This is a genomic window from Photobacterium sp. R1 (genome assembly GCF_054600795.1).
In genome coordinates this window covers 45,545-59,835 of the sequence record NZ_BAAHZP010000015.1, presented here as the reverse complement: position 1 = coordinate 59,835, position 14,291 = coordinate 45,545, and the positions used below count along the sequence as shown (strand labels likewise).

10 protein-coding genes and 1 riboswitch are annotated in these 14,291 nt (G+C 56.4%); of the genes, 9 read left to right on the top strand and 1 reads right to left on the bottom strand.

Going from position 1 to position 14,291, the window contains the following annotated elements:
* Positions 1-321: 321 nt before the first annotated feature.
* The 8 genes from leuA to thiQ all read left to right on the top strand — a co-directional run bounded on the left by leuA (position 322) and on the right by thiQ (position 9,658).
* Positions 322-1,875: a 2-isopropylmalate synthase gene (gene leuA, locus ACYP03_RS20060; RefSeq protein WP_248141529.1), complete on the top strand. Its 1,554-nt coding sequence runs from the start codon at positions 322-324 to the stop codon at positions 1,873-1,875.
* A 2-nt stretch (positions 1,876-1,877) separates the two neighbouring features.
* Positions 1,878-2,969 carry a 3-isopropylmalate dehydrogenase gene (gene leuB, locus ACYP03_RS20055; protein WP_459781888.1) on the top strand — a complete coding sequence of 364 codons (1,092 nt, stop codon included), beginning with the start codon at positions 1,878-1,880 and terminating at the stop codon, positions 2,967-2,969.
* A 26-nt stretch (positions 2,970-2,995) separates the two neighbouring features.
* Positions 2,996-4,432, top strand: a complete 1,437-nt coding sequence (gene leuC, locus ACYP03_RS20050; RefSeq protein WP_459781887.1) for a 3-isopropylmalate dehydratase large subunit — start codon at positions 2,996-2,998, stop codon at positions 4,430-4,432.
* 35 nt (positions 4,433-4,467) lie between these two features.
* On the top strand, positions 4,468-5,070 hold the full coding sequence (gene leuD / locus ACYP03_RS20045) for a 3-isopropylmalate dehydratase small subunit (protein WP_459781886.1): 603 nt from the start codon (positions 4,468-4,470) through the stop codon (positions 5,068-5,070).
* 210 nt (positions 5,071-5,280) lie between these two features.
* Positions 5,281-6,012 (top strand): DUF547 domain-containing protein, encoded by a 732-nt coding sequence (locus tag ACYP03_RS20040; protein ID WP_459781885.1) that lies wholly within the window; start codon positions 5,281-5,283, stop codon positions 6,010-6,012.
* Between the two features lie 72 nt (positions 6,013-6,084).
* Positions 6,085-6,203: riboswitch (TPP riboswitch) on the top strand.
* A gap of 109 nt (positions 6,204-6,312) precedes the next feature.
* Entirely contained in the window at positions 6,313-7,299 is a 987-nt protein-coding gene (gene thiB / locus ACYP03_RS20035; RefSeq protein WP_248141534.1) for a thiamine ABC transporter substrate binding subunit, read from the top strand.
* Between the two features lie 16 nt (positions 7,300-7,315).
* Positions 7,316-8,929 (top strand): thiamine/thiamine pyrophosphate ABC transporter permease ThiP, encoded by a 1,614-nt coding sequence (gene thiP, locus ACYP03_RS20030; protein ID WP_248141535.1) that lies wholly within the window; start codon positions 7,316-7,318, stop codon positions 8,927-8,929.
* Positions 8,930-8,944: 15 nt separating this feature from the next.
* Positions 8,945-9,658 (top strand): thiamine ABC transporter ATP-binding protein, encoded by a 714-nt coding sequence (gene thiQ, locus ACYP03_RS20025; RefSeq protein WP_248141725.1) that lies wholly within the window; start codon positions 8,945-8,947, stop codon positions 9,656-9,658.
* Between the two features lie 28 nt (positions 9,659-9,686).
* Here thiQ and ACYP03_RS20020 read toward each other — a convergent pair whose 3' ends face one another.
* Complete coding sequence (locus ACYP03_RS20020) at positions 9,687-11,063, bottom strand: PhoH family protein (RefSeq protein WP_248141536.1); 1,377 nt, start codon at positions 11,061-11,063, stop codon at positions 9,687-9,689.
* A 286-nt stretch (positions 11,064-11,349) separates the two neighbouring features.
* Between ACYP03_RS20020 and rapA the strand changes: the two genes are divergently transcribed.
* The gene (rapA, locus tag ACYP03_RS20015; protein ID WP_459781884.1) at positions 11,350-14,265 is read left to right on the top strand and encodes an RNA polymerase-associated protein RapA; all 2,916 of its coding nucleotides are present in this window, start codon (positions 11,350-11,352) and stop codon (positions 14,263-14,265) included.
* Positions 14,266-14,291 lie beyond the last annotated feature (26 nt).

Here is a 14,291-nt window from a genome sequence, read left to right as displayed (position 1 = left end):
GCGTTTCTGTTCAGCGGCCTGCCCGCAGCCAAAACTGCCCGGTCTGCGAATAAAGATGCAATTAAGGCTTGACGCTTGTCTGCACAATCTGATATTCCTTTGGTCAACAACACAGCGGAAAAATAAAATGCAAACACAATTCATCCTTCTACTCAGCCTACTCCTTATCGTGAACAATCGCGTGGGTAGCTGATGGGTGAAATTCACCGCTAAAGTTTCAGAAGAACCCGCGCACTAAGCGCGGGTTTTTCGTATCAGGCCCGGCGCAAAGGACGCGAACAAGCCATGATTAAACAGGCAGGCCAATAAAAGGAAGCAATCATGAACAACGATCAGGTCATCATTTTCGACACCACCTTGCGCGACGGCGAACAGGCGTTGTCCGCCAGCTTAACCGTCAAAGAAAAATTGCAGATCGCTTATGCGCTGGAGCGCCTGGGCGTTGATGTGATTGAAGCCGGTTTCCCGGTTTCCTCGCCGGGCGATTTTGAATCGGTCCAGACCATTGCAAAGCACATCAAAAACAGCCGGGTCTGCGCCTTGTCCCGAGCCGTCGCCAATGACATTGATGTCGCCGCCGAGTCGTTAAAAGTTGCCGAAGCCTTCCGTATCCACACCTTCATTTCCACCTCCACCATCCATGTTCAGGACAAACTGCGCCGCAGCTACGATGACGTCATCGAGATGGGCGTTGCCGCCGTCAAACGCGCCCGCAAGTATACGGATGATGTGGAATTTTCCTGTGAAGATGCTGGCCGGACTCCGATTGATAACCTGTGCCGCATGGTCGAAGCTGCCATCAAAGCCGGTGCCACCACAGTCAACATCCCGGACACCGTGGGTTACACCCTGCCCAGCGAATTCGGCGGCATCATTACCCAATTGTTCAACCGGGTGCCAAACATTGATAAAGCAGTGATTTCCGTCCACTGCCACGACGATCTGGGGATGTCCGTTGCCAACTCCATGTCAGCCGTGCAGGCCGGTGCCCGTCAGGTCGAAGGTACCATCAACGGCATTGGCGAACGCGCCGGGAACTGCGCACTGGAAGAAATCGCCATGATCATCAAAACCCGGGCGGAGTTGCTGGGTGTCACCACCAATATCAAGCATGAGGAAATTTCCCGCACCAGCCGCCTGGTCAGCCAGCTGTGCAACATGCCGATTCAGTCCAACAAAGCCATTGTCGGTGCCAATGCCTTCAGCCACTCCTCCGGTATTCATCAAGACGGCGTTCTGAAGAACAAGAACACATACGAAATCATGACCCCTGAATCCATCGGTCTGAAGAATCAGGCGCTGAACCTGACCAGCCGTTCCGGCCGCGCCGCAGTGAAGAGCCATATGGATGCCATGGGCTACACCGAGCAGGACTACAGCCTGGATACCCTGTATGCCGACTTCCTGAAACTGGCCGACCGCAAGGGTCAGGTCTTCGACTACGACCTAGAAGCCCTGATGTACTTCGCTAACCTGCGTGCAGAAGACGATTTCTACAAACTGAACTACCTGAGCGTCCAGTCCGGCAGCGTGATGGCAACCACCAGCATCAAACTGCAATGCGGTGAAGAAGAGAAATGCGAAGCCGCCGTCGGAAACGGTCCGGTCGATGCCCTGTATCAGTGCATTTACCGCCTGACCGGCTACGAGATTGTGCTGGAGAAATTCGAACTGACAGCCAAAGGTGAAGGGGAAGACGGTCTGGGTCAGGCCGATATCATCGCCAACTACAAGGGCCGTAAATACCACGGCACCGGTCTGGCGACCGACATTGTTGAAGCCTCAGGTCAGGCGTTGCTGCATGTGATTAACAGCATTCACCGCGCCGAACAAATCGAAGAAATTAAACAAAAAGCGAAAATGGAGACTGTATAACCATGGCAGGTCAAAGCTATCAAATTGCTGTGTTACCCGGCGACGGGATTGGCCCGGAAGTGATGCGTCAGGCGCATAAAGTGCTGGATGCCGTCGAAGAAAAGTTCGGCTTCACCCTGGCCCGTGAGGAGTTTGATGTCGGTGGCATTGCCATCGACAATCACGGCTCACCACTGCCAGAGCAGACCCTGAAAGGCTGCGAAGCTGCCGACGCCGTTCTGTTCGGCTCGGTCGGCGGTCCGAAATGGGAACACCTGCCTGCCAATGATCAGCCAGAGCGCGGTGCACTGCTGCCGCTGCGCAAGCACTTCCAGCTGTTCTGTAACCTGCGTCCGGCGCAGATCCACAGTGGTCTGGAAGGATTTTCTCCGCTGCGTGCTGACATTTCTGCCCGTGGTTTCGACATCGTGGTGGTCCGCGAACTGACCGGCGGGATCTACTTCGGCCAGCCGAAGGGCCGCGAAGGGGAAGGCGCGATGGAAAAGGCCTACGATACCGAGGTCTATCACCGTTACGAGATTGAACGGATTGCCCGGATTGCCTTTGAATCTGCACGCCTGCGCCGTAAAAAAGTCTGCTCAATCGACAAAGCCAACGTGCTGCAAAGCTCAATCCTGTGGCGCGAAGTGGTGGAACAGATCGCCAAAGATTATCCGGATGTCGAACTGAGCCACATGTACATCGACAACGCTACCATGCAGCTGATCAAAGATCCGTCCCAGTTCGACGTCATGCTGTGTTCCAACATCTTCGGCGACATCATCTCAGACGAATGCGCCATGATCACCGGTTCCATGGGCATGCTGCCGTCAGCGAGCCTGAACCAGGACAAGTTTGGCATGTATGAACCTGCAGGCGGTTCCGCACCGGATATCGCAGGCAAAAACATCGCCAATCCGGTGGCACAAATCCTGTCGGCAGCCCTGATGCTGCGCTACAGCCTGGGTGAAGAAGAAGCGGCACGCGCCATTGAGCAAGCCGTCTCTCAGGCACTGGAAGCCGGGGAACTGACTGCAGATCTGGCCGGAGACCGTCCGGCACTGTCGACCGACGCCATGGGCGACAAGATCGCAGCCTACATTCGTCAGGCGTAAGCTGAACCACGAGGAGCAAACGAGCAATGTCAAACACAACAACAGGCAAAACGCTGTACGAAAAAGTTTATGATGCCCACATCGTGGTCGAGGCTGAAGGCGAAAACCCGATCCTGTATATCGACCGTCATCTGGTTCATGAAGTGACTTCTCCGCAGGCCTTTGACGGCCTGCGCGAAAAAGGCCGTCAGGTCCGCCAGACCGGCAAAACTTTTGCCACCATGGACCACAACGTCTCGACCCAGACCAAAGATATCAAGGCTTCGGGCGAGATGGCCCGCATCCAGATGGAAACGCTGGCGAAAAACTGCAAAGAATTCGGCGTCACCCTGTATGACCTGAACCACAAATATCAGGGCATCGTGCACGTCATGGGACCGGAACTGGGGATCACCCTGCCGGGCATGACCATCGTCTGCGGCGACTCCCATACCGCTACCCACGGTGCATTCGGCTCACTGGCCTTCGGTATCGGCACGTCTGAGGTTGAACATGTGCTGGCGACCCAGACCCTGAAACAGGCCCGCGCCAAGACCATGAAAATTGAGGTCAAAGGCAAAGTCGCACCAGGGATCACTGCCAAAGACATCATTCTGGCCATCATCGGAGAAACCACTGCCGCCGGTGGAACAGGCCACGTGGTGGAATTCTGCGGCGAAGCCATTACCGACCTGACCATGGAAGGCCGGATGACGGTCTGTAACATGGCGATCGAACTGGGCGCCAAAGCCGGTCTGATTGCGCCGGACCAGACCACCTTCGACTACATCCAGGGCCGCCACTTTGCACCAACGGATGCCAACTTTGAAGCTGCCGTCGCATACTGGAAAACCCTGAAATCTGATCCGGATGCGCAGTTCGACAAAGTCGTCACCCTGAATGCCGCAGACATCAAACCTCAGGTCACCTGGGGCACCAACCCGGGTCAGGTGATTGCGGTGGACGAGCCAATCCCGGCTCCGGAAAACTTCAGCGATCCGGTCGAGCGTGCTTCTGCCGAGAAAGCTCTGGCCTACATGGGTCTGCAGGCCGGCAAAAAACTGTCTGACTTCCCGGTCGATAAAGTATTCATCGGTTCCTGCACCAACTCCCGCATTGAAGATATGCGTGCCGCGGCCGCCGTTGCCAAAGGCCGCAAGGTTGCACCAAACGTTCAGGCGCTGGTGGTTCCCGGCTCTGAGCAGGTGAAAGCGCAGGCGGAACAGGAAGGTCTGGACAAGATTTTCATTGAAGCCGGTTTTGAATGGCGCCTGCCGGGCTGCTCCATGTGTCTGGCGATGAACAACGACCGTCTGGGTCCCGGGGAGCGCTGCGCCTCCACCAGTAACCGGAACTTCGAAGGCCGTCAGGGCCGTGATGGCCGCACCCATCTGGTAAGCCCGGCCATGGCAGCTGCTGCAGCTTGTGCCGGTCACTTCGTGGATATCCGCGAGCTGGACCAAGAAACCCTTGCGACCGCCTAACAGAGCCACCGCCTAACAAGAGAAGGAAAATACCCATGGCAGGAATTCAACAACATACCGGACTGGTGGTGCCGCTGGATGCCGCGAACGTCGACACTGACGCCATCATTCCGAAACAGTTTTTACAGAAAGTAAACCGCATTGGCTTTGGCAAGCACCTGTTCCACGACTGGCGTTTTCTGGACGATGCGGGTGAGCAACCCAATCCGGAATTTGTCCTGAACTACCCGCGCTATCAGGGTGCCAGCATCTTGCTGGCCCGGGAAAACTTCGGCTGTGGTTCTTCCCGCGAACACGCCCCGTGGTCGCTGGCGGATTACGGCATCAAAGTAATGATTGCACCCAGCTTTGCCGACATCTTCTACGGTAACTCAATCAATAACCAGATGGTGCCGGTACGCCTGACGGAAACGGAAGTGGACGAAATCTTCCAGTATGTCGAAGCCAATGAAGGCGCCGAAGTGACGGTTGATCTGGAAACCATGACGGTCAGTGCCAACGGCAAATCGTATTCATTTGAAATCGACGAGTTCCGCCGCCACTGCCTGCTGAACGGTCTGGACAACATTGGCCTGACGCTGCAACACGAAGATAAAATCGCGGAATATGAAAGCAAGATCCCGGCTTTTTTAGCCTGATCTATACTCAAGAGTCAGCCTCAGACACCCTGCTCCGGCAGGGTGTTTTGTTCAGGTCTGCAGGCAAGACATCAGACAAACCAGAAAGAAACGCGTTTCCTTTCGGTCTCTTAGATATCAACCGTCTACAGAGGTGTTCACATGTTTTCGTTCCGCCGGGCTCTGCCTTTATTCATAGTCCTGATTTTACTCAGCCTCTCATCAGCTCCCATGGCTGCGCCAAAAGCCGACCTCTGGCCGTTCTGGCAAACCAGCAACCCCCAAAGCACCACCACAGTAGATCACAGCGCCTGGCAAAGTCTGCTGAACACCTACCTGCTCGTCGCCCCACAACAGACCCGTTTTCGCTACGCTGCGGTCAGTCCGCAAGATAAAAGCAGCCTGAATCAGTATATTGCCGGGCTGACCTCACGCGATCCCCGTCTTTTAAACCGAAATGAGCAGTTCGCATACTGGGTGAATCTCTACAATGCCCTGACGGTGAAAGTCATTCTGGATAACTATCCGGTCAGTTCGATTACCAAACTGGGCGGCCTGTTCAGTTTCGGGCCCTGGGATGAACAGCTGATCACCATTGACGGCAAAAAACTGTCCCTGAACGATATTGAGCACCGTATTCTCCGCCCGATCTGGCAAGACAAACGCATTCACTATGTGGTGAACTGCGCTAGTCTGGGTTGCCCGGACCTGTTACCTGAGGCCATGCATGCCGACCGGCTCAATACGCAGCTTGACGGTGCCGCACGCCGCTTCATCAACAGCCCCAAAGGCGTCGATGACCAAGGCGGAAAAGTCCGTCTGTCTTCGATTTATGACTGGTATCAGTCTGATTTCGGCTCACTGACAGATCTGCAGAAACACCTCAACCGCTACCGTAAACAGCCGGTCACGCTCACCAGCCCAAGGTATGATTATGACTGGCGCCTGAATGAGATTCGCTAGTTCCCGGATCCCAGACTGGCATCCGCTGATAATTCCGGCTGGCAACCCGTGCCCGCCCCGTTTACAATGAGAGCCGTTCTCATGGGGAGTCTCCGGACTGAGATCGTGTCTGTTTATACATATGCAGCACACGGGACCCATTGAACCTGAACCAGGTCATGCTGGCGTAGGAATTGAGAAACTGAAAGCACATCATTACTTTCCCTTTTCGTGACTTTCCCGGGACGTGCTCCCGCTCACTCAACGCCGCGCCTTGAAGAAATCGGAATTCCCTGCCAAGCAGGTACTCAGGAGCGCTTTGTGAAACACATACTGACAGCTTTACCCTTACTGGTTGCCGCCTCGTCTGCAGCCGCTGCTCAACCGACACTGACGGTATACACCTACAGTTCGTTTACCGCAGACTGGGGCCCGGGCCCGGCAATTGAAAAAACCTTCGAAAAAGAATGTGGCTGTGATTTACAGTTCGTCGCGCTGGACGATGGGGTGTCCATCCTCAACCGTGTCCGTCTGGAAGGCAAAAACACGAAGGCCGATGTCCTGCTGGGTCTGGACAACAACCTGATGACGGAAGCGAAGAAAACCGGGCTGCTGGCAAAAAGCGGTGTCGACACATCCGCTGTCACCATTCCGGGGGGCTGGCAGGATCAAACCTTCGTGCCTTTCGATTACGGTTATTTCGCCTTTATTTACAACAGCCAGAAGCTCAAGAACCCGCCAGCCAGCCTGAAAGCGCTGGTCGAACGTGACGACCTGAACCTGATCTATCAGGATCCGCGTACTTCGACCCCGGGGCAGGGTCTGATGCTGTGGGTGAAATCCGTCTACGGTGATCAGTCCTCTGATGCCTGGCAGCAACTGGCCAAGAAGACCGTGACCGTCACCAAAGGCTGGTCAGAAGCCTACAATATGTTCCTCAAGGGCGAGACCGATCTGGTGCTGTCTTACACCACTTCCCCGGCCTATCACATCATTGCCGAGAAGGAAGACAAATATAAAGCGGCCAACTTCAGTGAAGGCCACTACATGCAGGTGGAAGTTGCCGCTAAACTGAAGCACAGCCCAAATCAGGCGCTGGCGGATAAGTTCATGAACTTTATCCTGACGCCGGGCTTCCAGTCCCAGATCCCGACCGGCAACTGGATGTATCCGGTCACCGATCAGCCGCTGCCTGAAGCGTTCAAGGCACTGCCGCGTCCGGCCAAATCGCTGGAATTCAGTGCTGACGAAGTTGCGAAAGAGCGCAAAACCTGGGTCCGCGAATGGCAAACAGCCCTGACGCAATAATCCTGTAGGACTGACGTTGTTACTTTCCCGTTCCAGCCTGCCCGGCCTGCTGAGTGCCGGGCTCATTCTGATCCTGGTCGGCGGAGCGCTCAGCGCTCTGCTGACGCAGGCGACCGACATCCGGCCGCTGGCGCTCTGGCAGGATCCTTACCTGCGCCATGTTACTGCATTCAGTTTTCAGCAGGCCATTCTATCGACGCTGCTGAGCGTGCTCCCGGCCATCCCAGTCGCTTATGCCCTGTCACGCCGCCGTTTTCCCGGCCGGGCGCTGCTGCTGCGCCTGTTCGCCATGACCGTCGTTCTGCCGGTTCTGGTCGCCGTGTTCGGCCTGCTGGCCATTTATGGCAACAGCGGCCTGCTGGCCCAGTGGCTGGCGACGCTGGAGATGAAACTGCCTTTCAGTCTTTATGGCCTGAACGGCATTCTGCTGGCCCATGTTTTTCTTAACCTGCCGCTGGCCAGCCGGTTGCTGCTGCAAAGTCTGGAAGGCATTCCCGCCGAACAGCATCAGCTCGCCGCACACTTAGGGATGCGAGGCTGGCCGCTGTTCCGGCTGGTCGCCTGGCCGCGGCTGCGTCAGCAACTGCCGCAGGTGGCAGGTCTGGTCTTCATGCTCTGTTTCACCAGTTTTGCCGTCATCATGTCTCTGGGCGGCGGCCCGAAAGCAACCACCATCGAGCTGGCCATTTATCAGGCGCTGCGATATGACTTTGATTTAGCGGCCGGTGCCATGCTGGCGCTGTGGCAGATGCTGCTGTGCTGCTCGCTGGTCCTCGTGAGTCAGCGCTTTGCCCGGCCACTGTCGACCCTTACCGGCCGGGTGCAGCAGGGCCACCCGAACTATCTCGACAGCCGGGCGGCCCGATGCTGGGATGGATTCTGGATCGGTGCCGTGCTGCTGCTGGTGATACCGCCGATGCTGGCCGTGCTGAGTGCAGGCATCAACAGCAAACTGCCCGGCTTACTCAGTACGCCTGCACTCTGGCAGGCCGTCAGCCACTCGCTGCAAATCGCCGCACTGGCCTGCCTGCTGGCCCTGATCGGCGGGATTGCCATTCTCTGTGCCAGCCGGTTCTGGCGTTTGCAGCATTACAAAGCCTCAGCCGATGGCCTGGAGCTGATCGGCACCATCATTCTGGTCACGCCGAGCCTGGTGATCAGCACCGGGCTGTTTCTGTTACTGCGCGAGTTCACCGATGTCTTTTCCTCGGCTTTCTGGGTGGTGGTCGCCGTCAATGCCCTGATGGCGCTGCCTTATGTCATCAAGACCCTGAGTCAGCCCATGCTGCATCTGGCCCAGCAGTACAACCCGCTGTGTCAGAGTCTGGGCATGCGCGGCCTGTCCCGGTTGTATCTGGTGGAATGGCGGGCGCTGCGCAAACCAGTCGCTCAGGCGATGGCAATCAGCTTTGTCCTGTCACTGGGCGATCTCGGGGCCATTGCCCTGTTCGGCAGTCAGGATTTTCAGACGCTGCCGCTCTACCTGTTCCAGCTGATGGACAGCTATCAGATGGATGCTGCCGCCGTAGCCGCATTATTCCTGCTGCTGCTCAGCCTGGGAATTTTTACTGCGGTGGAGCGCCTGCTCTTATCCCGCGATGCTTCCTCCGTTCACGCTTCACATGGATAACCTATGACTGCCCCGATGCTGACCCTGTCCCAACTCTGTCACTGCTACCGCCATGGTCATCAGGAATCCATGACGCTGAGCTTCGATCTCAACGTCGATAAAGGCGACATCCTGGCCGTAATCGGCCCCAGCGGGGCTGGCAAAAGTACCCTGCTGGCGATGATTGCCGGATTCCTCAAACCCGACAGTGGCGAGCTTTATATCGACGGTGAAAAAATTGACCGGCAATCACCGGCAGAGCGACCGCTGTCGATCCTGTTTCAGGATCACAACCTGTTTCCGCACCTGAGTGTGTTCGACAACATTGCGCTGGGGATCCATCCCGGCCTCAAGCTCAGCGCCGCAGAGAAAGTGCAGGTTCAAATGGCTGCCCAGCGGGTGGGGATCGGCCCGTATCTGGATCGCCTGCCGGAGCAGCTTTCCGGCGGCCAGAAACAACGGGTCGCACTGGCTCGCTGCCTGGTGCGCCACCGCCCGCTGCTGCTACTGGACGAGCCTTTTTCCGCCCTGGATCCGGCGCTGCGGCAGGAAATGCTGGATCTGGTTGCCGGTCTGGCGAAAGAAGCCGGGATCACGGTGCTGATGATCACCCACAGCCCGGATGACGCCATGAAGATCGCCGACCATTGCGCCTTTGTCGATCAGGGTCGCATTCAGGTGTGTGGCCCCACCCAGCAGGTGCTGAGTGAGGCATCAGATGATGGGTTAAGAAAATATCTGGGGCGCTGAGTACTCCGGCAGATCACACGCCCTGTGATTACAGGTTTTCTTCCGCAAATTCCGCCAGACGGCTGCGGACCACGCCATTCAGATAAATGTTGGCACTGCCTTCAAAATCCTTAAATCGTTCAACGATATAGGTCAGGCCTGATGTCACAGGCGACAGGTACGTAGAATCGATCTGTGCCAGGTTACCGGAACAGACCAGCTTGGTGCCCTCACCACACCGGGTGATGATGGTCTTGATTTGCGACGCGGTCAGGTTCTGACACTCATCCAGCAACACAAAGGCGTTCTGAATCGAGCGGCCGCGCATAAAGTTAATCGATTTGAACTGGATGTTGGCTTTTTCGAAAATGTATTTCATCGAGCCGTCGGTGCAGACATCATGCTTGTGCAGTGCTTCCATGGTATCTGTCACTGCGGCCAGCCAGGGCATCATCTTCTCTTCTTCCGTCCCCGGCAGGAAACCGATGGATTCGGCGATATCCGGGGTATTCCGGGTCACGATAATCTTGTCATACATCCCTTTTTCAATCACCTGCTCCAGCGCAGCCGCCATCGCCAGGATCGTCTTACCACAGCCGGCCGGGCCGGTCAGGATCACCAGATCAATATCCGGATCGAGCAGCGCATCGAGCGCCATGCCCTGATAAATATTCTTCGGATGAATCCCCCAGGCCTGACGGTGCATCAACCGCTCATGCCCCAGATCTTTCAGAGTGACGTTTTCCCCGTCAAGTTCCTGGATCCGGGCGGCAAAATCCGTGTCCTGATCAATCAGGTACTGATTGACAAAAGGTGAATCAAACAATTCCTGCGGCAGCTTGTGCAGGGTTGAGCGGCCGCGTTTTTCAGAGTGACATTCTCCCACCCGCTCCCAGAAACTGCCCGGATAGCGGTGGAACCCTTTGGTCAGCAGACTGACGTCGTCAATCAGCTGGTCGGAACGGTAATCATCGACATTAAACACCCCGGCCCCTTTGGCACGCAGACGCATATTAATGTCTTTGGTGATCAGCACCACTTCCCGGGGAGCATAGTGATGCTGCAAGTAGAGCACCCCATTCAGAATCCGGTTGTCACCGGCTTTATCCGCAAACGCATGCACCGTTTCGTGAATCTCATAGTCAGCAAAAATTGCGATCCGACCCTGATGTTCACCGTCTCGCGTGAGCGGAATACCGGCAGAGATCTGTTCCGGCGTTGCATCATGAAAAATATCTTCCAGCGCGCGAATCGCGACCCGGGCATCCCGGGCAACATCCCGTTTGCTGTCTTTGATCCGGTCGAGTTCTTCCAGGACCGTCATGGGAATCACAACGTCGTGCTCTTTGAAGGAGTAGATGGCGAGGGGTTCATGTAACAGGATGTTGGTATCAAGTACAAAGACTTTCCTATCAGCATCGTCCATAGACGTCTCCTTGATCATCTGGGATAGCCATTGGTCTCGGCTATCATTATTAAGCGTAAACCCGCATCCCATTAATGACCGCAAAAAATGAAAATATTGTGACAATTTTCTCACTCGATAAGAGTCTCACTTAGCTCGTGACCTCGCTCCCATCATGCAGTACCATTAGCCCCCTTTTTTCTGGTGCGATTTCTGGCTTACACTTAATTTCAGTGTAGCCAAAATATAAACCGCCACCGGAAAGCAACTCCCCAGTATTTCAAATAATTAGAAGGTTTTTTCCACTATGCCATTTGCTTTGGGTCAACGCTGGATCAGTGACACGGAAAGTGATTTAGGGTTAGGAACTGTGGTCGCGCTGGATGCACGTACCGTCACCCTGATGTTTGCCGCCAGTGAAGAGAATCGCGTTTACGCCCGTCATGATGCCCCTGTCACCCGTGTGATGTTTAACACCGGCGATCTGGCTGAAAGCCAGGAGGGCTGGTCACTCAAGGTAGCGCAGGTGGAAGAACAACAGGGCATGCTGACCTATATCGGCACCCGCACGGACACCGGAGAAGAAAATGTCACGCTGCGTGAAGTTTTCCTCAGCAATCAGATCCGTTTTAACAAGCCTCAGGATAAGCTGTTCGCCGGTCAGATTGACCGCATGGACCGTTTCGCACTGCGCTACCGTGCGCTGAAAAACCAGCACGAACAACACAAAAGTCCGTTGCGTGGCCTGTGCGGTATGCGTGCCGGACTGATCCCACATCAGTTGTTCATTGCCCATGAAGTCGGCCGCCGTTTTGCACCGCGCGTCCTGCTGGCGGATGAAGTCGGTCTGGGTAAAACCATCGAGGCCGGGATGATCATCCACCAGCAGGTGCTGGCCGGCCGTGCCGAACGGATTCTGATCCTGGTGCCGGAAACCCTGCAGCACCAGTGGCTGGTGGAGATGATGCGCCGCTTCAACCTGCATTTCTCTATCTTTGACGAAGAGCGCTGCGTCGAATCCTTTGCGGATGCACACAACCCGTTTGATACTGCCCAATATGTGCTGTGCTCACTGGATTTCCTGCGCAAGAGCAAACGTCGCTTTGAACAGGCTCTGGAAGCCGACTGGGATCTGCTGGTGGTCGATGAAGCGCACCATCTGGTGTGGAGCGAAGACAAACCGAGCCGTGAATATCAGGTCGTTGAAGCGCTGGCTGAGAAAACGCCGGGCTGCCTGCTGCTGACGGCAACCCCGGACCAGCTGGGCCATCAGAGTCACTTTGCCCGTCTGCGCCTGCTCGACCCGGATCGCTTCTACGATTACGACGCGTTTCTGGAAGAAGAGCGCCAGTATGCCCCGGTCGCTGATGCAGTTTCCGAGCTGCTGGCCGGAAAGGCACTGGATGACCACACCCGCCAGGCGCTGATCAGCCTGCTGCCGGAGCAGGACATCGCTCCGCTGCTGGAAACACTGACTTCAGACAGCGATGAAACCGCTCAGGCCGCCGCCCGTCAGGAACTGATCGACAGCCTGATGGACCGCCACGGCACCGGCCGCGTGCTGTTCCGGAATACCCGTGCCGCCGTGCAGGGCTTCCCGCAGCGTCACCTGAATCTGTATCCGCTGGCGATGCCGTCTCAGTACAGCACGGCGATGCGCGTCGCGGGCATGATGATGGGCAAGATCAGCGAAGAGGAAAAAGTCCTCAAGTTGCTGTATCCGGAAGATATTTATCAGGAATTTGAAGGCGATGCAGCCACCTGGTGGAACTTCGATCCCCGCGTGACCTGGCTGCTGGATTTCCTCAAAGCCAACCGCAACGAAAAAGTGCTGGTGATCTGCTCCCGAGCGCAGACCGCGCTGAATCTGGAGCAGGCACTGCGGGAAAAAGAAGGCATTCGTGCCACCGTATTCCATGAGGGCATGTCAATTCTGGAGCGTGACAAGGCAGCGGCTTACTTCGCCCAGGCCGAAGACGGCGCTCAGGTGCTGCTGTGTTCTGAAATCGGCTCTGAAGGCCGGAACTTCCAGTTTGCCAACCAGCTGGTGATGTTCGATCTGCCGAACAACCCGGATCTGCTGGAGCAGCGAATCGGTCGTCTGGACCGGATTGGTCAGCTGCGCGATATCGAGATTCATGTGCCGCATCTGCAGGGCACTTCGCAGGCGCTGCTGGCGCACTGGTATAACGAAGGCCTGAACGCCTTTGAGGAAACCTGTCCGACCGGTCGTGCCGTGTACGAAGCCGTGCAACCGCAGCTGATCAGCCTGCTGGCCAGCGATAACCACAGTCCGGAAGCACTGGAAGCGCTGATTACCGACAGTGCCCGCCTGCACAGCGAACTGAAAAGCAAGATGGAACAGGGCCGCGACCGCCTGCTGGAATTCCATTCCAACGGGGGCGAAGCTGCCCGTGAACTGGTCAGCAAGATTGCCGCCAAAGACGGCGACACCAATCTGGTGACGTTCGCACTGGGTCTGTTTGACACCATCGGTCTGAATCAGGATGACCGCGGTGAAAATGCCCTGGTGATCACACCGTCCGAGCACATGCTGGTCTCCAGCTTCCCGGGACTGCCGCAGGACGGCTGCACCATTACGTTCGACCGTGATACCGCACTGTCGCGCGAAGACATGCACTTTATCAGCTGGGAACACCCGATGATTCAGGGCGGGATCGACCTGCTACTGTCAGAAGGCGTGGGGACCACAGCGGTATCCCTGCTGAAAAACAAAGCCCTGCCGGCCGGGACATTGCTGCTGGAACTGGTGTATGTGGTGGATGCGCAGGCTCCGAAACAATCCGGAATCGGCCGCTTCCTGCCGCACACGCCAATCCGCATTCTTCTGGATGCCAAGGGCAACAACCTGTCCGACAAGGTGGAATTTGAAGGCTTCAACCGTCAGCTGAGCCCAGTCAACCGTCACCTCGGCAGCAAGCTGGTCAACTCGGTCCAGAAGGAAATCCACGCCCTGATTGCGGCGGGTGACCAACTGGTCGACCCTGAGCTGGACAAAGTCCGCCAGGCGGCCCGCCAGGAGATGGAAGTGACGCTCGGCGCTGAGCTGGCCCGTTTGCAGGCGCTGAAAGCGGTGAACCCGAATATCCGTGATGACGAACTGGACCTGCTGCAAAGCCAGATTCAGGATCTGACCGCTTACATCAGCAAAGCCCAGATTCAGCTGGATTCGCTGCGCCTGATCGCCGTCAGTCATAACTAATCTGACTGGCCGAACCTGGCCAGCCT